This window comes from Dickeya fangzhongdai (assembly GCF_002812485.1).
GTDB lineage: Bacteria > Pseudomonadota > Gammaproteobacteria > Enterobacterales > Enterobacteriaceae > Dickeya > Dickeya fangzhongdai.
The window spans coordinates 3,286,363-3,307,252 of record NZ_CP025003.1; the positions used below are offsets into that span (position 1 = coordinate 3,286,363).

Annotated in this window: 16 protein-coding genes; 3 read left to right on the plus strand and 13 right to left on the minus strand. The window is 60.0% G+C overall.

Annotation, left to right across the window (positions count from 1 at the left end):
- The gene (locus tag CVE23_RS14555; protein WP_038919617.1) at positions 1-1,146 is read right to left on the minus strand and encodes an efflux RND transporter periplasmic adaptor subunit; all 1,146 of its coding nucleotides are present in this window, start codon (positions 1,144-1,146) and stop codon (positions 1-3) included.
- 122 nt (positions 1,147-1,268) lie between these two features.
- Between CVE23_RS14555 and CVE23_RS14560 the strand changes: the two genes are divergently transcribed.
- Complete coding sequence (locus tag CVE23_RS14560; RefSeq protein ID WP_167389552.1) at positions 1,269-1,865, plus strand: TetR/AcrR family transcriptional regulator; 597 nt, start codon at positions 1,269-1,271, stop codon at positions 1,863-1,865.
- Positions 1,862-3,079: a multidrug effflux MFS transporter gene (locus CVE23_RS14565; protein WP_100849809.1), complete on the plus strand. Its 1,218-nt coding sequence runs from the start codon at positions 1,862-1,864 to the stop codon at positions 3,077-3,079. The genes CVE23_RS14560 and CVE23_RS14565 overlap by 4 nt, the downstream gene beginning before the upstream one ends.
- Positions 3,080-3,181: 102 nt before the next feature.
- On the opposite strand, the gene CVE23_RS14570 is transcribed toward CVE23_RS14565, so the two are convergent.
- Positions 3,182-4,165 (minus strand): alpha/beta hydrolase, encoded by a 984-nt coding sequence (locus tag CVE23_RS14570; RefSeq protein ID WP_100849810.1) that lies wholly within the window; start codon positions 4,163-4,165, stop codon positions 3,182-3,184.
- Positions 4,166-4,565: 400 nt separating this feature from the next.
- On the minus strand, positions 4,566-5,519 hold the full coding sequence (gene fdhE / locus CVE23_RS14575) for a formate dehydrogenase accessory protein FdhE (protein ID WP_100849811.1): 954 nt from the start codon (positions 5,517-5,519) through the stop codon (positions 4,566-4,568).
- Positions 5,520-5,901: 382 nt separating this feature from the next.
- Between fdhE and CVE23_RS14580 the strand changes: the two genes are divergently transcribed.
- Complete coding sequence (locus CVE23_RS14580) at positions 5,902-7,206, plus strand: MFS transporter (RefSeq protein WP_100850479.1); 1,305 nt, start codon at positions 5,902-5,904, stop codon at positions 7,204-7,206.
- A gap of 356 nt (positions 7,207-7,562) precedes the next feature.
- Here CVE23_RS14580 and fdoI read toward each other — a convergent pair whose 3' ends face one another.
- The 10 genes from fdoI to hybG all read right to left on the minus strand — a co-directional run bounded on the left by fdoI (position 7,563) and on the right by hybG (position 20,889).
- Positions 7,563-8,195 (minus strand): formate dehydrogenase cytochrome b556 subunit, encoded by a 633-nt coding sequence (fdoI, locus tag CVE23_RS14590; protein ID WP_038919622.1) that lies wholly within the window; start codon positions 8,193-8,195, stop codon positions 7,563-7,565.
- Complete coding sequence (fdxH, locus tag CVE23_RS14595) at positions 8,182-9,084, minus strand: formate dehydrogenase subunit beta (RefSeq protein ID WP_049842387.1); 903 nt, start codon at positions 9,082-9,084, stop codon at positions 8,182-8,184. Before fdxH ends, fdoI begins: the two co-directional genes overlap by 14 nt.
- 15 nt (positions 9,085-9,099) lie before the next feature.
- Entirely contained in the window at positions 9,100-12,150 is a 3,051-nt protein-coding gene (fdnG, locus tag CVE23_RS14600) for a formate dehydrogenase-N subunit alpha (RefSeq protein ID WP_100849812.1), read from the minus strand.
- Positions 12,151-12,882: 732 nt separating this feature from the next.
- Positions 12,883-14,301 (minus strand): aminotransferase-like domain-containing protein, encoded by a 1,419-nt coding sequence (locus CVE23_RS14605; RefSeq protein ID WP_100850480.1) that lies wholly within the window; start codon positions 14,299-14,301, stop codon positions 12,883-12,885.
- A gap of 11 nt (positions 14,302-14,312) precedes the next feature.
- Positions 14,313-15,056 (minus strand): glutamine amidotransferase, encoded by a 744-nt coding sequence (locus CVE23_RS14610; protein ID WP_100849813.1) that lies wholly within the window; start codon positions 15,054-15,056, stop codon positions 14,313-14,315.
- A gap of 126 nt (positions 15,057-15,182) precedes the next feature.
- Positions 15,183-15,668: a YlaC family protein gene (locus CVE23_RS14615; protein WP_038919625.1), complete on the minus strand. Its 486-nt coding sequence runs from the start codon at positions 15,666-15,668 to the stop codon at positions 15,183-15,185.
- 100 nt (positions 15,669-15,768) lie between these two features.
- Positions 15,769-18,054: a carbamoyltransferase HypF gene (gene hypF, locus CVE23_RS14620; RefSeq protein WP_100849814.1), complete on the minus strand. Its 2,286-nt coding sequence runs from the start codon at positions 18,052-18,054 to the stop codon at positions 15,769-15,771.
- 417 nt (positions 18,055-18,471) lie between these two features.
- Positions 18,472-19,500, minus strand: coding sequence for a hydrogenase expression/formation protein HypE (hypE, locus tag CVE23_RS14630; protein WP_038919629.1), 1,029 nt, complete (start codon positions 19,498-19,500; stop codon positions 18,472-18,474).
- Positions 19,500-20,615, minus strand: a complete 1,116-nt coding sequence (gene hypD / locus CVE23_RS14635) for a hydrogenase formation protein HypD (protein WP_038919630.1) — start codon at positions 20,613-20,615, stop codon at positions 19,500-19,502. The genes hypE and hypD overlap by 1 nt, the downstream gene beginning before the upstream one ends.
- Positions 20,602-20,889, minus strand: a complete 288-nt coding sequence (gene hybG, locus CVE23_RS14640; protein ID WP_100849815.1) for a hydrogenase maturation factor HybG — start codon at positions 20,887-20,889, stop codon at positions 20,602-20,604. Before hybG ends, hypD begins: the two co-directional genes overlap by 14 nt.
- Between the last annotated feature and the right edge of the window lies 1 nt (position 20,890).

The window sequence follows — 20,890 nt, forward strand, 5'->3', positions numbered from 1 at the left end:
TCAGCGGGCCTCCGTCGTGCGCGGCGTCGCCGTATCCGACCGGGCGCTCTCCTCAACGGCGGTGACTTTATCGCCCGTGCGCACCTTGTCGGTGCCTTCGGTAATCAGCCGGTCACCCGCGTTCAGCCCCTGAGTGATCAGCCAGCGGCTGCCCATCGCTTCGCCGGTTTCCACCTCACGCCGCTCCACCACCTGCTGGTTGTTGACCACCAGCGCATAGGCATTGCCTTTGGTGTCGCGCAGGATGCCTTGCTGCGGCGCCAGAATGGCGTCAGGCACGCTGGCGGTTTCCACGGTGGCGCGCACAAACATGCCCGGTAACAACATATGCCCGGCGTTAGGGAACTCGGCGCGCAGCGTCACTGAACCGGTGGCTTCATCCACCGCCACTTCCGCCAGTTTCAGCACGCCCGGCTGGCTGTAAGGCTGGCCGTTTTCCAGCGTCAGCGTTACCGCCGCCTGCTGCTGTTTCTGGTGCGCCAGCAGCGCCAGCCGCTGACTGCTGGACTGGGTAAGGTCGACGTAGATCGGGTCCAGTTGGCGAATGGTGGCCAGCGCGGTGCTCTGGCTGGCGGTCACCAGCGCGCCCGGCGTGACCGACGAAATACCGATGCGGCCGGAAATCGGCGCGGTAATGCGGGTATACGCCAGGTTGATTTGCGCGGTTTTCAGGGCGGCGGTTTTTTCCGCAACGCTGGCGACATCCTGCTCATAGGTGGCCTGCGCGTCGTCCGCGTCCTGCTGCGACACCCCCTCTTCTTTCAGCAGCCGGGCGTAACGTTCGGCTTTCAGTTTGGCCGAGCGCACGGTGGACTGGGCGTTTTTCAGCGCCGCGGCGGCCTGATCCGCCGCCGCCTGATAACTGGCCGGGTCAATCTGATACAGCATCTGCCCGGCTTTCACTTCGCTGCCTTCGGTAAATAACCGTTGCTGGATAATGCCATCCACCTGCGGGCGAACCTCGGATACCATCGCCGCCGTCACGCGGCCGGTCAGTTCGCTGTGCAGCGTGACGGGTGCGCCATGCAGCGTCTGCACGGTCACCGCCACCGGCTGTGATGACGCCGGTGAAACAGCGCTGCGATCGCATCCCGTCAACAGCGCAGCGCACGTAGCCACTGTTACAATAAAGTTGTTACTTCGCATCAAGTCCTGTCCTAGAATTGAGAATGAACGTTCGTTCTCAATATAAAAAATTTGACGTCAGACTTCTTATAAAATTTGCAAGGATAGCGTTAGCAACGTTATCCAGGCATTGGAGCAATGCTATGCCATCACCCCATCATGAAGACAAGACGCAGGCCCGGCGTGATCAGATCATCGCCGCCGCCCGCCGCTGCTTTCGCCAGTCCGGCTTTCACGGCGCCAGCATGGCGGAAATCGCCGCGCAGGCGCAGCTTAGCGTCGGGCAGATTTACCGCTATTTCGTCAACAAAGACGACATCATTGAGGAGATCGTGCGGCGTATCGTCGATATCCGGCTACAGCGCATGACGCCGGAAAATGAAGACCCCCGGCGTTTTGCGCCGCTGCTGGCCCGCCGTCAGTTACCGATCGCCGGGGACAGCGATGACGATGACAACCTGCTGATGCTGGAAGTGGCATCGGAAGCCACCCGTAACCCGCGGGTGGCGAGCATCATGCAGGAGGCCGACCAGCAAATGTTTACCCGTGCCAGTACGTTGATGAAACACCGCTTTCCGCATTTTTCGGATGAGGAAATCGCCGCGCGTACCGAACTGATGGCGGTATTGTGCGAAGGCACGACATTCCGCAGTGTGATTCCGCAGCGCGCCCCGGTCGCGGTGTTGGAACCGCTGTACCAATCCCTGTTTGACTCACTGTTTCCTGATAAGACGCCATGACTGAAAAATCATCCCGTTCACGACTCGAATACGCCCTGATTCTGGGTACGCTGGCCGCGCTCGGCCCGCTATGTACCGACCTCTACCTCCCGGCGCTGCCGCAGATGACCGGCGCGCTCGCCACCTCGACGGCCGCCACCCAACTTAGCCTGACCGCCGGCCTGCTCGGGCTGGGCGCCGGTCAGTTGATCTTCGGCCCGCTGAGCGACAAGCTGGGCCGGCGCCTGCCGTTGTTGCTGTCGCTGGCGATGCTGCTGTTGACTTCGGTCTGGTGCGCGCTGGTGCAGGATATCGGCCAGTTGATCGTCGCCCGGTTGTTGCAGGGCATCGCCGGCGCGGGCGGCGCGGTGTTGTCCCGGGCCGTCGCGCGGGATCTGTATGTCGGTCATGCCCTGACCCGCTTTTTCTCGTTGCTGATGCTGATCAACGGCCTGGCGCCGATCCTCTCGCCGGTACTGGGCGGTCTGCTGCTGGGCGTGACCGACTGGCGCGGTATTTTTGTGCTGCTGGCGGTGATTGCTTTTCTGTTACTGGCGATGTGTCTGCTGCGGCTAAACGAGACGCTGCCCGCCGAGCGGCGCATCGCCGGCGGGGTCGGTTCGATGCTGTCGTCGCTGGGAAGCCTGCTGCGGGAGCGAACATTCATGGGATTGTGTCTGGCGCAGGGGCTGTGCGGCGCCGGCATGTTCGCCTACATCGGCGCCTCGCCGTTCGTGCTGCAGGAAGTGTACGGGCTCAGCCCGCAGGCGTTCAGCCTGTGTTTTGCGGTCAACGGCATCGGGCTGATCGCCGCCGGACAGCTGGCCTCCCACTTTAGCCTGCGCTTTGGCGAGCAGCGCGTGCTGCACGCCGGACTGGCTGTCTCGGTCATCTCGGCGCTGGTGCTGACGGTGGCCGGGTTGCTGCACGCGCCGCTTATCGGCATTCTGATCCCGCTGTTTTTCGCCATCGCCATGATCGGGATTGTCGGCCCCTGCGCGTCATCGCTGGCGATGCAGAGCCAGGGCAGCAAGGCCGGCAGCGCTTCGGCGCTGATTGGTCTGAGCATGTTCGCGCTCGGCGCGCTGAGCGTGCCGTTTACCGGGCTGACCGGCAGCACCAGCGCGCTGTCGATGGCGCTGGTGATTCTGGGATGTTACCTGCTGGCGGTCATCGCCTATCTGCTGTTATCCCTGAAATGCACCGCTCGGGGAGATCAACCGGAAAAGAGATGAACCGGTACGCGGCGATGAGCAGTCAGTCATCGCGCTGAATCACGGAGTTCCCCTGCGCGCACAGCCCGTGCCGGCAAGATTCACGGCACGGGCTTATCCTGATTACAAACGGCCTTCAGTGGGATCATCGCCGCCAGACAAGGCAGGGGCCGGGGTTGGTTCACCCAGCGTTTGTTTAAACCAACTGACGACTTTGCTGATGATCACCGGCTGGAACCAGTAAATATCGCCATGCCCAGCTCCTTCCAGCAGCACATATTCCGCCCGGTTGCCGCCCGCGACCAATGCCTCGTAGAGCTGTTTGCTTTGCAGCGGCGAAACGATATTGTCGGTGCTGCCGTGCATGATCAGAAACGGCGGTTTTCTTCCGCTGAGCTGGCCCATCGGGCTGGCGTTAAGCGCTTTGACCGGATCGCTGGTAATGCTGGCGCCGGGGAAATCCATAAACGCAGTGCCATTCACCAGCAGGGCTTCCGGCACCGCGGGCGATTCGTGGACTTTGCGCATATTTTCCGGAAAGCCCTCGCCAATATTTAGCAAACTGGAAATCCCATACAGGGTGGCGATCGCCTGCACATCGGACGATTTATCCAGAAACTGCCCTTTGTCAAAGTTTCGCTGCCCATTCGTCGCTCCCGCCATTTGCGCGACATAGCCACCGGCGGAATCGCCCAGTACGCCGATTCTGGTCGGGTCAATGCCGTATTCCGCCGCGTGCTCACGCAGGTAACGCACCGCTGATTTGGCATCCTCGATCAACGCCGGGTATTGGTCGGCAATAACACGGTATTCCGCCGCCGCGACAACAAATCCGGATTCCGCCAGCGCCATGCGCATTTCAATGAATTTCTCATAGAAAGCCGAACGGAACCCACCACCGGGAAAATAGACAATCGCCGGTTTCAGGGCGGTAGTACGGGGGACGAGCAGGGACATTTCCAACTGATGTACTTGTTGTAGGCTTTTAATCTGGGAATAAACGATGCCATTAATAGCATCAATTTGTTGACGTACTTTTTTAACACGAATGACCTGTGCGCCCTGAGTGTATCCCGGCAGGCGATTAACGTTAGTAGCAGTATTCATAATAAATACAGTCCTTAAAATGATTTAAAAAAACATTTTATAATCGTTTGTCAGACGATTATTCCTGATGAACTAACTGGATAATTCCCGTGAGGCTGCGCCACTATAATGGTTCTTCAGGGTATAAAAAAATCGTGCTTGTCTGTTGGCTGGGGAAAAAACGAGCCGGTCAGTCGGGTGAGGGAAAAACTATTTAAGAATAAATTCGGGGCAATAAAAGAGATTAAAAATAGCTTCACGCCAATTATTCTATTAGTTTTTTTGATAAAAGAATAAATTACTGCCGTAAAAAATAATGCAGCATCGACTGGAATAAAAGCAGAAGAGAGAAAGACCAAATCCACAACAACGGCGTTGGCTCCCGTGAGTCAACACCGTTCCAGCAGGCAACTTATTCCGCTTACTGACTACTGTCCGGGAACAGGAACGGATTGATGCTGCTGCGGGAGAACCCTTCTTCTTCCATTTTCACATCCAGCACCAGTGACGCCAGATCGTCCGCCACCGCTTCCACCCGATGATCCTTTTCCTGATACAACAGTTTCAGGTAGGTGCCGCAGTCGTCGCAGCTTTCCGCCTTGATGGCAGAGTTCTCATCATCCAGTGACCAGTAGTGCAGTTTACCCGCCTGCTCACAGTTACTGCATTTGATACGCACCATATGCCATTCGGTTTCGCACAGGTTACAGTGCAGGTAGCGCAGGCCGCTGGTGGCGCCAATCTGTATCACGCCGGAGACCGGCATGCTGCCGCACACCGGACAAAACTGGCGATGCTCGCCCTGCTCGGCGTGCGCCCGCCCCGGTAACTGGGTCGCCATTTGCGCCCAGTACAGCGACAACGCCGCCCAGACGAACGGCGCCTTATCGTTGTTTTCCGGCGTGAATTGTTGCGCGATCAGCGCATCCGCCAGCGCGTCCCACTGCTGCGCCGGCATCTTTTCCAGGTTTTCCAGCGTGGTCAGTACCTGGCCGCTGGCGGTGGCTTTCAGTTCTTCAATCAACGCCTGCAGCAGAGTATGCCAGTGCGGATCGCGCGCAAACGTGGCGGCATCCAGCGGCGGGCGTCCGGCGCTGTTTTGCACGCTGCTGTTGTGCGCGCTATCGTGCAACAGGCCGGCGAGGTCCTTCTCCAGCGGATGGTCATGCCGCACTTTTTCCTGCGCGTCCACCACTTCGGCGGCAAACAGCAGGTAATCCGCCAGCGGGTGATCCTGCGCCAGCTGGCGCAGGCGCTCGGCACGACCGCTGTACAGGCTTTTTAGGTTAGCGAACAGCAAGGGAGGAATCGTGCCGATGGTTGAGGTTTTCTCACTGTCGGCCAGTTGCTCCTGCGGCACAATACGAATACTCATCAGGTTATGTTTCCTGTTTATCCACGTGGCAGGGGCCGTGCGAATACCACGCCGGCCCCCGTTCTGATGCCCTCATGTTAGCAGGTTATTCCTCACAATAAGGAGTGATTTTCCGAGCCGTGCCTGGGAATGGAAAACATCAGCCAAACTGGATAGACACGACCGGCTATCGACCGCAAAATTGGGTGGCTGTCTTTCGCCGACAGAACTCAGGCTGTGCCCTTACTATTGGCGCCGCTGGCGCGCCGGCAGGCACGCGGCGGCGATCCGGCGCACAGGTTCGGACACTCGGTGAAAGGGCGTCAGCCACGGATGCGCACGGTCAAGGGACACCGCCTGATAGGTATAACGATAACTCCGTCTAATGCTGGAAACGACATACATGACCGCAGTTTATTCTCAGACACCCACGCCGGGCGCTATCGCGTCGGTTTACCGCAAAATCACCTGGCGGCTGATCCCGTTCCTGTGCCTGTGTTATCTCGCCGCTTACCTTGACCGCATCAATATCGGGCTGGCGAAACTGCAGATGGCGAATCAGCTGGCGCTCAGCGACGTCGCCTTCGGCCTCGGCGCCGGGCTGTTCTTCGTCGGCTATATTCTGTTCGAGGTGCCGAGCAACCTGATTCTGCAACGCGTCGGCGCCCGAATCTGGATCGCGCGCATCATGATCAGCTGGGGATTGCTGTCCGCCGCGACGATGTTTGTCACCACGCCGGTTCAATTCTACGTGCTGCGTTTTCTGCTTGGCGCGGCGGAAGCCGGTTTTCTGCCCGGCGTGTTGTACTACCTGACGCGCTGGTTCCCCTCCTGGCGGCGCAGTCGCATCATTTCGCTGTTCATGATCGGCCTGCCGCTTTCCAGTGTGGTGGGCGGCCCGCTGTCAGGCTGGATTATGTCGCATTTTGATTTGGCCCACGGGCTGCGCGGCTGGCAGTGGATGTTTTTGTTGGAGGGGCTGCCGAGCGTACTGCTTGGCGTGCTGACCCTCTGGCTGCTGCCGGACGGCGTTGATCAGGCGCGCTGGCTGAGCGAGACGGACAAAGCGCAGGTGCGCGCCGATCTGGCAATCGACGCCCGCGAAGCGCCGTATATGAAACACCGCTTTCGCGACGGCTTCTTCAACCTGAAAGTCTGGATGCTGGGCGGCATCGATTTCTCGATTCTGCTGTGCGCCTATGCCATGGGGTTCTGGTTGCCGACCTTCATTAAAAAAGCCGGCGTGGCCGATATCGGGCAGATTGGCCTGCTGACGGCAGTCCCCAGCATCGCGGCGCTGGCAGGCATGGTATTGCTCGGCGCCAGCTCCGACCGGCTGCGCGAACGGCGCTGGCACATCATCGTGCCGTTCTGGCTGGGCGCGGCGGCGATGGTGGCGAGCACCTTCTTCACCCAGAATATCGTAATGACGGTGCTGCTGTTCTCGGTGGCGCAGGCCACCATTATTGGCACCGTGCCGGTGTTCTTCAGCCTGCCCGCCACCTTCCTCACCGGCACCGCCGCCGCTACCGGCTTTGCGCTGGCCTGCTCGCTGGCGAATATCGCCGGCCTGGTCAGCAATTCAATCATGGGGTTCGCTATGGAGCTAACCGGCAGCGGCAGCGGCGCACTGTGGTTCTTCGCCTTCTGTCTGCTGCTCAGTTCGCTGCTGGTGGTGGCGCTGCCGGCAAAACTGGTAAATCGCTGAGTTGGGCTGTAGGCAAACAGCCGTATTGCTTTGTGAACGGTTAAGGTTGTCTGATTAGGGAATAGTTTCGTGCGAGATAAACGGTGTCGTTTCTTTGTTATCTCATCGCACGCACGACAAGGAGAGGCGCAACGCCGCCTCTCCTTGACCTCTGGCTGGTGGCTAAACTGTGCCGCTGCGCGGTTCCTTCGGCGTTCGCCTTCGCTGTTCGGGCCGCCTGTGACGTGCTCCCAGCACGGCACAGGCTTTCGCGGCGTCCATGCCGCTCATCCGGCGAAGTCGCCCACCTCAGCACAGTTTTTGACGCTGAAAAACCTCACCATCAACCACAGACTTCACCAGTTTGCGAATTAGGATCAGTGCTTATCCTGCGCTTTGGATTGCAGCTCGCGATACCAGCGCGGATGGTGTTTCTTCGCCCAGGAACTGGAAACCCAGCCCTCCACCATCGCGGTGATGGTGCCTTTCACCCACAAGGCGGCGTACACATGCACCATGATGGTCAGGATCAAACCGACCGCGGACACCGAATGCACCACCAGCGCCGCCCGGATCACCGGGATGGAGAACGACGGCGCGAAGTACGGCCGCCAGATCACGATCCCGCTCGCCAGCAACAGCAGCAGACTGGTAATCGCCAGCCAGAACACGCATTTCTGACCGAAGTTATAACGACCGGTATCGCCGACTTCTTCGTTGCGGGCGATTTTGTGGATGTTTTTCGCCCACTCCAGGTCGCTGCGTTCAATCAGGTTGTGTTTCCAGTAGCGTAAGAACATCAGCAGGAAAGCGACAAACATCACTACCCCGACAAACGGGTGCAGGATGCGCGCCAGCTGCGGCGTACCCAGCACATTCATCAGCCAGTTGAGCGACGGGAAGAAAAAACCCAGCCCGCTCAGTGCGGCGAACACAAAGCAGAACGCCACAATCCAGTGATTAATGCGCTCGGGTGCGCTGTAACGCTGAATCCGATTACTCTTTTTCATGCTGCTTGCCCTCGTGGTGCGCTTCGTCATCGTCTTCTACCCGGTTCGGACCGATACCCACGTAGTGGAATACGCTGGCGGCGAAGGTGGCGGCAAAACCGATAGCGGCCAGCGGTTTCCAGATACCTTTCCAGAAGGTCACCGCCGGGCTGATGCTCGGGTTGGCCGGCAGGCCGTTGTACAACTGCGGCCTGTCGGCGTGATGCAGCACGTACATCACGTGCGTACCGCCGACGCCGGCCGGGTCGTACAGACCGGCATTGCTGTAACCACGGCTGTTCAGGTCTATTACTCGTTCGGCCGCCAGCACTTTCATCTCTTCCTTGGTGCCGAAATGAATCGCCCCGGTCGGGCAGGTCTTCACGCAGGACGGTTCCTGACCAACCTCCACACGGTCGACGCACAGGGTGCACTTGTACACCTTGTTGTCGTCCTTGTTCATGCGCGGCACGTTGAACGGACAACCGGCGATACAGTAGCCGCACCCGATGCAATGCTCCGACTGGAAGTCGACGATGCCGTTGGCGTACTGGATGATCGCCCCTTCCGACGGGCAGGCCTTAAGGCAGCCCGGATCGGCGCAGTGCATACAGCCATCCTTGCGGATCAGCCATTCCAGCTTGCCGTTCTCCTCGAATTCGGCGAAACGCATCACCGTCCAGGATTTGGCGCTGAGATCGGTGGGGTTATCGTACACCCCGACGTTGTGTCCGACGTCATCGCGGATGTCGTTCCACTCGGAACAGGCCACCTGACAGGCTTTACAGCCGATACAGGTGGTCACGTCGATCAGTTTGGCGACCTGTTCTTTGTGGTTGCGAGCCTGCGGCGGCGGCGTCAGTGAGTTGGTCGCGGAGCGACGGATGATATCTTGTGATTGCATTGCCATAGTGTTTCTCCGCGACTACGCCTTTTCCACATTGACCAGAAACGCCTTGTACTCCGGCGTCTGACTGTTGGCGTCGCCGACATGCGGCGTCAGGATATTCGCCATAAAGCCTTTCTGGGTGGTGCCTTCAAAGCCCCAGTGACAGGGCACGCCGATGGTCTCCACCGGTTTGCCCTGAATCGTCAGGGTGCGGATACGCTTGGTGACGACGGCTTTCGCCTTGATGTATCCCCGCTTGCTGCTGACCTTCACCACATCGCCGGCCTGAATCCCCTTCTGCTTCGCCAGTCCTTCGCCGATTTCGACGAACTGCTCCGGCTGCACGATGGCGTTAAGGCGCGCGTGCTTGGTCCAGTGGCGGAACAACTCGGTGATCGAATAAGTGGTGGCGACGAACGGGAACTCGTCTGCCGTTCCCATACGCGAGCGGTCCGCTTCCAGAATGCGCGCCACTGGGTTAATCAGCGCCTTGCTGTACACCGGATTGGTTTTCAGCGGCGATTCGGTCGGTTCGTAATGCGCCGGGAACGGCCCTTCCGCCATCTTGTCGATAGCAAACAGACGGCCCAGCCCTTCGGCCTGCATAATGAACGGACCGGCGGCGCTGCCCGGCGGGACGGTGGCGGCGAAGTCCGGCACGTCGATACCGCTCCACTTCTGACCGTTCCAGCTCAGCAGCACGCGTTTCGGATCCCACGGGCGGCCTTGTTCATCCGCCGAGGCGCGGTTGTAGAGAATGCGGCGGTTCTGCGGCCAGCACCAGGCCCAGCCCGGCGTACAGCCAAGACCAGACGGATCGGCGTTGTCGCGTCGCGCCATCTGGTTGCCCGCTTCGGTCCAGGAACCGGCGTAAATCCAGCAAAAACTGGCGGTGGAGCCGTCATCGCGCATCAGGGAGAAGTCAGGCAGCAGTTGCCCTTTCTTCAGCAGCAGGTTGCCTTTGTCATCGAACAGATCCGCCAGCGCGCGACCGTTGGCCTCTTTGGTGATCTCCTCGGCGGACGGATCGTCCGGCTCCAGATAATCCCAGCTCATGTTCAGCACCGGCGCCGGGTTGGCGCCGCCTTCTTTGGCGTACAGCTCGCGCAGACGCAGGAACAGACCGGCGATAATCACGCCGTCGTGGCGTGCCTCACCCGGCGGCTCAGCGCCCTGATAGTGCCACTGCAGCCAGCGGCCGGAGTTGACGATGGAGCCGTTTTCCTCGGCGAAACAGCTCGACGGCAGGCGGAACACTTCGGTCTGAATCTTGCCCGGATCGACGTCATTCAGTTCGCCGTGGTTTTGCCAGAAGTTGGAGGTTTCCGTCGCCAGCGGGTCGATGATCACCAGGTATTTCAACTTCGCCAGCGCGTCGCGCGCCTTGTTGGAGTCAGCAAATGCGGCTATCGGGTTGAACCCCTGCACGACGTAGCCGTTGACCTTGCCGTCCAGCATCATGCGGGAGTAAGCCAGCGCATCGTAGCTCTTGTCCCATTTCGGCAGCCAGTCGTAGCCCCAGTCGTTTTCTTTCTGCGCCTTATCGCCCCAGAAGCTTTTCATCATGCTGATAAAAAACTTGGGCGTGTTCTTCCAGTAGTTGACCTGATCCGCCAGCAGCGCTTTCGGGGTGATCTGATCCAGATAATCTTTCAGCGTGGTCTGTTTTTCCGACGGCAGCGGCATGTACCCCGGCAGGTTCAGCGACAGCAGCCCCAGGTCGGTATAACCCTGAATGTTGGAGTGGCCGCGCAGCGCATTCACGCCGCCGCCCGCCATACCGACGTTGCCCAGCAACAGCTGGATCATCGCCGCGGTGCGGATCATCTGGGCGCCGGAGGTGTGCTGCGTCCAGCCCAGCGCGTACATGATGGTGGCGGTGCGATCCGGCACGCTGGTGGAGGCCAGCAGGTCGCAAATGGTGAGAAAGTCCTGCTTTGGCGTGCCGCAGACGTTGGTCACCAGATCCGGCGTATAGCGGCTGACGTGCGTCTTAAGCAGGTTCCACACACAGCGTGGATGGCTTAGCGTCATATCGCGTTTAGCAAAACCGTTCTCATCCAGTTCGTACTGCCAGGAGGTGCGGTCGTACTTGCGCTCTTTCTCGCTGTAACCGCTGAAAATCCCCTCGTCGAAACTGAAGTCGTCGCGCACGATCAGGCTGGCGTTGGTGTATGCCTGCACATACGGCATCTGCACCTTGTCGTGGCTCAACAGGTAGTTCACCACGCCGAGCAGAAAGGTGATATCGGAGCCGGCGCGAATCGGCGAATAGAGGTCCGCTACCGCGGCGGAGCGGTTAAAACGCGGGTCGACCACGATCAGCTTGGCGCCGTTTTTCACCTTGGCTTCCACCGCCCACTTAAAGCCGACCGGGTGCGCTTCCGCCGGGTTGCCGCCCATCACCAGAATGACGTTGGCGTTCTTGATGTCCACCCAGTTGTTGGTCATGGCGCCGCGACCGAACGTCGGCGCCAGCGCCGCCACGGTCGGGGCGTGACACAGGCGCGCCTGGGTATCGATGCCGACCATCCCCAGCGCGCGGGCAAATTTCTGATCCAGAATGCCGGTTTCATTGCTGGCCGCCGACGAACACAGCATCCCGGTGGTCAGCCAGCGGTTAACCGTCACCCCGGCGCTGTTTTTCTCGATGAAGTTGGCGTCGCGGTCTTTTTTCATCAACCGGGCGATGCGATCAAACGCCTCTTCCCAGCTGATGCGCTGCCACTTGTCGGAACCGGGCGCACGGTATTCCGGGTATTTCAGGCGCTGGTCGCTATGGATGAAGTCCACCAGTCCGGCGCCTTTCGGGCACAACGAGCCGCGACTGACCGGATGGTCCGGATCCCCTTCGATGTGGTAAATGGATGCTTTGGCGTTTTTGGCGCCGTCGCCGAGACTGTACATCAGAATCCCGCACCCGACTGAACAGTAGGTGCAATTATTCCGGGTTTCTCTGGCGCGTAATAATTTATATTGCCGCGTTTCGGCTAACGCGGCACTGGGAGAAAAGCCCAGCGCGGTGACCGTGGTTCCAGCCATACCGCCTGCGCATATTTTAAAGAACTGCCTTCTGCTGACCTGCATGGAGATTCCTCGCACGACATCACTCAGAGCTATACCCTTTATACGTCAAGTTGCCGATGTGTTGGCTTTCCGGCAACTCAAGCTATTTGGGGTATACATCGTATTTATGTATTAATGCTTTATTGATATGAATGAATGATGGCAGGAATAACGCATAAACCCCCACCAAACATATGTATTATGAACTGATGAATAAAAAGCGCCAATTAATTATCTCAACAACAACAAATCCATCACAATCCACCACAGACAGTCCGTTTTTTAACGTTATCACCAGCTTAAATAGAATAATTCTCATTACCAAATCGCGCTAACACACCGTGTCGCTGTATATTTTTTTACATAACGGTAACGAGAAAAGACCGCGACGGTGTTATTCCAATTGGAAATAATTAAGAATTTCTTTATAAAAAATCCGCTATCTATAATCTATTTTTACACCTTCGTTAATAACAAGAAAATAACGATGACAATCGTCACTAATAAAAAAATAACGACGATAATCTTCCGGCTGAAAATAAATAAACCAGTCAGATTGAAAAGAAATAAATCGGAAAATTAAATAATCATATTTCCGACAGCGCTTACGACGAAAACCGGCGGCAATCACCTGCCGAAGAAAAAAATAAAAATGAACGTCCCGGTATTAATGAACAAGCGGTATCTATGCGGCCATAGCCGGGAGATAAGTAATGAGCCGACGGCGTCTGGCATTCAACCAGAGTATCGGCGTCAGGAAGAGGACAGCCCTTTTTTCAGCAGAGCGGCCAGCGCGATGATGGCGTTTTCCGTTTTTTCCTGCCATTCGAAAGAGGTATTGATACGAAAATAGCGGTCAAATTTATCGCCGGTGGTGAACATTCTGCCCGGCGCAATGCTGATGCCCTGCGCCAACGCCTGCTGATACAGTTCAATGCTATTGAACGCTTCCGGCAGCCCCAGCCATAGGAAATAGCCGCCTTCAGCGTAATAAATGTCCACCCCGGCCGGGAAATGCACCTTCATCGCCTGATACAACCGGTGTTTACGCTGCTCCAGCGTACGCCGTAAACGCCGCAAATGGCTGTCGTAGCTGCTGGTGGCCAGATAATCCGCCACCGCCAGTTGCATCGGCGCGCTGGCGGAGAGCGTACTCATCAGTTGCAGCCGCTGAATACCTTGCGCCCAGCGCCCCGCCGCCACCCAGCCGACCCGGAATCCGGCAACCAGATTCTTTGAGAAAGACGAACAGTGCAGCACCTGCCCGTCACTATCAAGCGCCTTGACCGGCAGCGGGCGATAGGTGCCGGCGTACAGTTCGCTGTAGACATCATCTTCAATCAGCGGCACCTGATGCTCGCGCAACAGCGCGGCCAGTTGCTGCTTTTTCTCCCACGCCAGCGTGCAACCGAGCGGATTGTGAAAGTTGGTCATCAGCCAGCAGGCACGAATCGGATAATCGTGTAACGCCTGGCGCAACGCCGCCAGATCGACGCCGGTGTGCGGGTGAGTGGCGATAGCGATGGCTTTCAGTTGTAAACGTTCGATCGCCTGCAACGCGCCGTAAAACGACGGCGACTCCACCACCACATAATCACCGGGCCGGGTCAGCATCTGCAGGCTCAGATTGAGCGACTCCATCGCGCCGCTGGTAATGACGATCTCGTCCGGCGACACGGCGATGCCCTGCAGCGCGTAGCGCTGGGCTATCTGCTTGCGTAGCCGCTCGTTGCCGGGCGGCAGGTTGTCCACCGCGTTTTCAGGTTGCATACGGCGCGCCACCGTCGCCAGCGAGCGGGTCAACTGGCGCTGGGGAAACAGCCGTGGATCGGGAAAGGCGGAACCGAACGGCACTACGCCGGGCGAGCGGCTGGCGTGCAGCACATCGAAAATAAAGCTGTTGATATCAACGTGTTCCGTCAGGTGCACCGCGTCGCCGCTGGCGGGCGGCGCGATCGGCCGTTCGCGCGGCGCGGCATAGTAGCCGGACTGCGGGCGTGAAATGATCCAGCCCTGACTTTCCAGCAGTTGGTAGGCATGCAGCACCGTCATCAGGCTCAGACCGGAATGCACCGCCTTTTCGCGCAGCGACGGCAATTTTTCTCCCGGTTGCCAGATGCCGGCCTGTAACTGCGCCTGCATCTGATCGGCCAGTTGTTCGAATTTCGCCAGCGGAGAACTCCTTAGCGGGATAACGCCAGTGAGCGGGATAACGCCAGCCGGACAAAATCCAGCAGCAACCGCCGCGCCCACACCGGCTCGGCGCTGTCGGCCATTTCCGGCAACGCGCAATGACGCAGGCAGGCATTCATCACCGCCGCATCCATCTCCGGGTGGAACTGAAACGACAAGGTATGCGGCGTATAACGAATAATCTGGCAACCATCCTGTTCCGATGCCGCCAGCACCTGTGCGCCGGGCGGCGGCGCTACCACCGACTGAAGATGGCTGAGGTAGGCGCTGAACTGCGTCGGTATCGCCGTCAACAGTGCGTCTTCCGCGGCGTCGTCATGCAGCGTCACGGTCTTCAAGCCCATTTCCCGGCCATTCGGGTTATCCGCCACCGTACCGCCCAGCGCATGCGCCAACAGCTGATGGCCGTAGCACACCCCCAGCACCGGCAGCCCGGCATCCACACTCTGGCGCAACCAGTCGGCGGTGCGTTCGCTCCAGTCCAGCCGGTCGGTCACCATCGACCAGGAACCGCTGATGATGGCGGCGTCATGCTCGCCGAGGTTCGGCAAAGCGTCGCCGGCGTCCGGCCGCACCACATGCAGGCGCACGCCTTCATCGGCCAGCGCGCTGCCGAACCAGTCGGCCTGCTGGCCGACGGCATGAGCGATCGGTTCGGGCGGTTCGCCCATCTGCACAATGAGCAGCGAAGGCGGTCGGGATGAAACGGGGAAATTCGCGGTTAACGTCGTCATGGCGCGTCGCTTGCCTCGGGGACTTTAAACAAGATGAGTTTTGAACGTACCACGCGGGACGCGCCCTGTCACCGCCTCATGCCGTTGAACTTTACTCATATCGGCAACAGGCGGCGCCCATACCGATCAGCCGGGGATTGACCGGGTGGATGAACGGTATGCCAGAGAAAAGACGTCGTAAAAATAGAGGTAACCCTTGGTCTGTAACAGCCTGGCGACGCCGTCTTTAACCGACCCGGCCACCTGCGGGCTCTGCAGCAACAACTCCAGCGTCTGGGGCGACACATGGCGGCTGTTATACCACTCGCCGTTGTAACACACCCGCAAATCCAGCGCGTCGATATCCTCGAAGCGGTAGCGCGGATTGATATCCATCGACATCGCCAGCGACATCAGCAGCAGAAACAGCGTAAACCCGGCCACATAAGGCGCGCCGAAATAAGGCGCGTACCATAGAATCAGCGCCACCGGCACATAGCTCACCAGCATACCGCCGAACAGATAAGGGTGGCTCACCATGAATTTACGGCTGAAGCGGATGCGATTGTCACGCCGCTCTTCACGGTTCAGACGCTCGATTTCTTCGCTCAGAATACGTTTGACTTCGTCCACGCTAATCCTCCCGGCACAGCGTTATTCATGCGAGAAGGTAGCATAGGCGCGCAAATCAGAACAGATACAGTCTGACGTAAAAAAACCATAACAGTTAGCGCTACGCTGACAGGCGGCTGGCGGCAATCAGCGCCTGACCCAACGCCAGACCGCCATCGCCGGCCGGCAAACGCGACGGCATCAACAGGGTAAAATCCGCCAGCCGCTCACGTAACAGATTGACCAGCAAACGGTTATGCATCACCCCGCCGGAACACGCCACCGTATTCAGCCCCTGTTCCCGCGCCGCCTGACGCACCAATGCCGCCAGCCCGTCGGCCAGCGCCAGATGAAAGGCAAAGGCGCGGTCGGCCGGCGCAGCGTGATACGCCAGCCACTGCCGCCAGAACGTCGCCAGATCCAGTTGCTTGCCGGAGAGCGGCATGGTCACCGGCGGCGTTTCATCCTGATGCTGCCGGGCCAGCGCTTCCAGCCAACAGGCCGCCTCGCCTTCCCAGCTTTGTTCGCCGGCAAACCCGCAGGCGGCGGCCACTGCGTCAAACAACCGCCCGGCGGACGACGCTGGCGGCGCGTTGAGCCCGCGCGCAATAGCGCGCGTCAACAGCGGCGTTGCGTTAGCGGGGATCGCGCCGGCTTGCGGTAAGGTTTCCCAGTTCGGCACAAACGCCAGAAATTGCGCCAGCAGATTGCGCCACGGCTGACGCGCCGCCAAATCGCCGCCCGGCAGCGCCACCGCGGGCAAACCGCCCAGATGCCGGCACTGCGTGTAATCCACCCGCAGGCATTCGCCGCCCCACCAGCGGTTATCGCCGCCGTAGCCGATGCCATCCAGCGCCAGACCGATCACCGGCCCGGCGTCGCGCGGCCACTGGTGCTCGGCCATGCAGGCGACGATATGCGCGTGATGGTGCAGCACCTCCATGCAGGGTATCCCCAACTGCGCCGCCTGCTGCTGCCCCAGACGGCGGCTGGCGTAACCGGGGTGCGCATCCACCGCGATGGCTTGCGGTGTAAACCGGTAGATATCGGCGAACAGCGTCTGCGCCTGCCGGTATTGCCGTTCCACCTCGTCATCGGCCAGATCGCCCAGATGCTGGCTGACGATCGCGGACCCATCGCGCAGCAGGCAGAAGGTGTTTTTGAGATCCGCGCCCATCGCCAGCAACGCCGGCTGCTCGCTGAACCCCGGCGGTAGCGGCAAGGCATCCGGCACATAGCCGCGCGCGCGCCGCAGCATCTCCGCCCGCTCCCCCTGCATCCGCACCACCGAGTCGTCGGCCCGCTGCACGATATCGCGATCGTGCAGCAGCCACAGGTCGGCGATACCCGCCAAATCGGCCAGCGCCTGGGTATTATCCAGCGCCGGCGGCTTACCGCCGGCATTGCCGGAGGTCATCACCAGCGGCCGCGCCACCGCCGCCAGCAGCAGATGCTGCAACGGATTGGCGGGCAGCATCAATCCCACTTCATCCAGACCGGGGGCAACTCCTGCCGCCAGCGCGCCATCCTGTCGTAGCGGCATCAGCACAATCGGCGCCGCCGGGCTTTGCATCAGGCGCAGCGCCGACGCGGGTTCCACAACCGTGCTGCACTGCGTCAGCCAGCCGGCGTCCGGCAACATCACCGCCAGCGGCTTGGCCGGGCGATGCTTGCGCGATCGCAACTGCGCTACCGCCTGCGCATCGGTGGCGTCGCAGGCCAGATGAAACCCGCCCAACCCTTTTAGTGCCACGATTCGCCCGGCGCACAAGGCTGCCGCCGTCTGCATGATGGCGTCATCGCCGTGGGCCACGATGCGGTGAGCGTCGCTCAGCCACACCTGCGGGCCGCAGGTGTGGCAGGCGTTGGGCTGGGCATGAAAGCGCCGGTCCGCCGGGTGCTGGTACTCCTGCCGACACGTCGGGCAAAACGGGAACGCCGCCATCGCGGTATTCGGGCGGTCGTAGGGCATCTGCCGAATGAGGGTAAAACGCGGGCCGCAGTGGGTGCAGTTGATAAACGGATAACGGTAGCGGCGGTTATGCGGGTCAAACAACTCCTGACGGCACGCCTCGCAGGTGGCGGCATCCGGCACGATGTGGGTATCCATCTGCCCGGCGCCGCTGTGCTCAATCACGAAATCGTCCGGCAGCGTCTCCCAGCGGTAGGGCTGACATGCTACCTGGTCGATCTGCGCCAGCGGCGGACATTCGGCGTACAATGCCGCCACGAAATCGGCCTCGACGCTCGCCGGCCACAGCCGGATCAGCACGCCCGCGCCGTCGTTGAGCACGCTACCTTTGGCGCCAAGACGATGGGCGATTTGCCAGACATAGGGGCGAAACCCCACCCCCTGCACCTTGCCTTTAACGCGGATTCCAATTCCGTCGTGATGTGGTGACATCATAAGCTATCACTGTAAGTGTTACTGTATGGACACCGGCGCATCCCGCATATCTGGGCTGCTGACAAGCAGCCGGGTTGTTTTGCAAACGGTGAATTTTTTCTGGTCAGTGAATAATTTCGTGCGGAATAAACAGCATCATTTCTTTGCCACTTCGTCGCTCGCACGACAAGGAGAGGCTCAAACGCCGCCTCTCCTTGACCACTGGCTGGGAGGCTAAACTGTGCCGCTAACGCGGTCCCTTCGGCGATCGCCTTCGCTATTCGGGCCGCCCGTGACGTGCTCCCGGCACGACACGGGCTTTCGCGGCATCCATGCCGCTCACCCGGCGAAGTCGTCCACCTCAGCACAGTTTTTGACGCCGGAAAAACGCCGTCCTGCACGTACTGAATGGGCTGGTAGCCTATAACCCACTAACGTTCAGCAAATCCTTGGCATGGGCTCGCTGTGGGGTAAATCCAGCAGCCGAGAGGCGCCGAACACGCCGCACAGGCGCACCTGTTTTTTATCGGTGACGCTGCCGATAACCGCGGCATCTCGCCCCAGCGGATGCGACCGCAAGGCGTCCAGCACCCGGTTTTCCGCCTCCGGCGACACCGCCAGCACCAGTTTGCCTTCGTTGGCGAAATTCAGCGCCTCCAGCCCCAGCAGTTCGCAGATACCGCGCACCGCCGGTTTGACCGGCAAGGCGCTCTCCTGCACTTCCATACCGCAGCCGCTGGCCTGCGCGAATTCATGCAGGATCGCCGTCACCCCGCCGCGGGTGGCGTCACGCAGGGCGCGAACGCCGTCAATCTGACGCAGCGGCGCAATCAGCGGCGTCAGTACTGCGCAATCGCTGGTCAGCTCCGCTTCCAGCCCCAGCTTCTCACGCAGATTCAGGATAGTGGCGCCATGATCCCCCAGCGTGCCGCTGACGATAAGACGATCGCCGGGACGGATTTCGCCAGTACCCCAACGCAGGTGGTGAGGAATCACGCCGATACCGGCGGTATTGATGAAAATCTTGTCCGCCGCGCCGCGCGGCACCACTTTAGTATCGCCGGTAACGATCTGGATCCCGGCGTCGCGGGCGGTCTGCGCCATTGAGGTGACAAGACGCAGCAACGTCTCACCCGCCAGCCCTTCTTCCAGAATAAAGCCGCAGGAGAGATAACGCGGCAGCGCGCCGCTCACCGCCAGATCGTTAACCGTGCCGCACACCGCCAGTTTGCCGATGTCGCCGCCGGGAAACTCGATCGGATCGATGACGTAGCTGTCGGTGGTGAACGCCAGCCGGTCGCCCTGCTCGCTTAATGCGGCCAGCGGCAAACGCGCCTGATCCTCGCGCTCCGCCAGCAACGGATTATCAAACGCCTGCAGAAACAATCCTTCGATCAGTTGCTGCATCGCCTGCCCGCCGCTGCCGTGCGCCAGGGTAATCTCTTTGGGTAATAACGTGTTCTTCATCAGGCGCACTCCCGGCGATACTGATAATAAGCGGCGCAGGCGCCTTCCGAGGACACCATCAGCGCGCCGATAGCGTTTTGCGGCGTGCAGCGCTGGCCGAACAGCGGGCAGTCGCCCGGTTTGCAACGCCCGGTGAGCACCTCGCCGCAGCGCGACAACGGCTCGTCCGCCACCTGCTGTTGCTGCGGATTGAAGCGGCGCTCAGCGTCGAATTCGGCGTATTCCGCCCGCAGTTGCATGCCGGAATCGGCGATTTCCCCCAACCCGCGCCACTCGCTGCTGGCTTTGGTTTCGAACACCTCCGCCATCGCCTGCTGCGCCAACGTGTTGCCGCTGTCCGGCACGATGCGGCGGTACTGGTTTTCCACCTCGCAGCGCTCGTCGTGCAGTTGCTGCACCAGCATCAGCAGCGCCTGCAGAATATCCAGCGGCTCGAAACCGGTGACCACAAACGGCTTGTGAAACTGCTCGCACAACGGCTGATAGGGATAAGCGCCAATCACCATGCTGACGTGCCCCGGCGCCAGAAAGCCGTCGATACGTAAATCCGGTTGTTCCAGCAGGCTTTTCAACGTCGGGATAATGGTGATGTGCTGGCAGAACAGCGAAAAATTACGGATACCGCGGCGTTTGGCCTGTTGCAGCGTCAACGCGGTGCTCGGCATGGTGGTTTCGAACCCCAGCCCGAAAAACACCACCTGCCGATCAGGAAACTGTTCCGCCAGCGCCAGCGCGTCCAGCGGCGAGTAGACTACCCGCACATCAGCGCCGTGGCGGCGAGCGTCCTGCAACGACCCGTTGCGGCCCGGCACCCGCATGGCGTCGCCGAAGGTGCAGAAAATCACCTCCGGACGGGCGGCGATCTCCAGACAGGCGTCAATCCGCCCCATCGGCAACACGCACACCGGGCAGCCCGGCCCGTGTACAAACTCGATTTCCGGCGGCAATAATCGGTCGATACCGAATTTAAAGATGGCGTGGGTATGTCCGCCGCACACTTCCATCAACTGCAACGGGCGCGTTTTCAGTTGCGGCATCGCGTCGACCAGCGCCTGAATGCGCTGCAACAACGCTTTCGCCAGCTCAGGATCGCGAAATTCATCAACGTACTGCATAAATGACTCCGGTTTGCCGTACTTCATCCAGTTCCAGCCCGACCGCCTGCATGGATTGCAACGCCGCCAGCGTCTCCTGCGCCTCCTGCTCGTCCAGCAGGCTCATGGCGAAGCCGACGTGCACCAGCACCCACTGCCCCACCAGCGCCGCCGGGTCACCCTCGCATACCAGCGCGATGTTCACCTCGCGCTGTACGCCGCAGACATCCACCCGCGCCGGGTAATGCAGATCCGGCCCAACCGCGACCACTTTTCCGGGAACGCCCAGGCACATG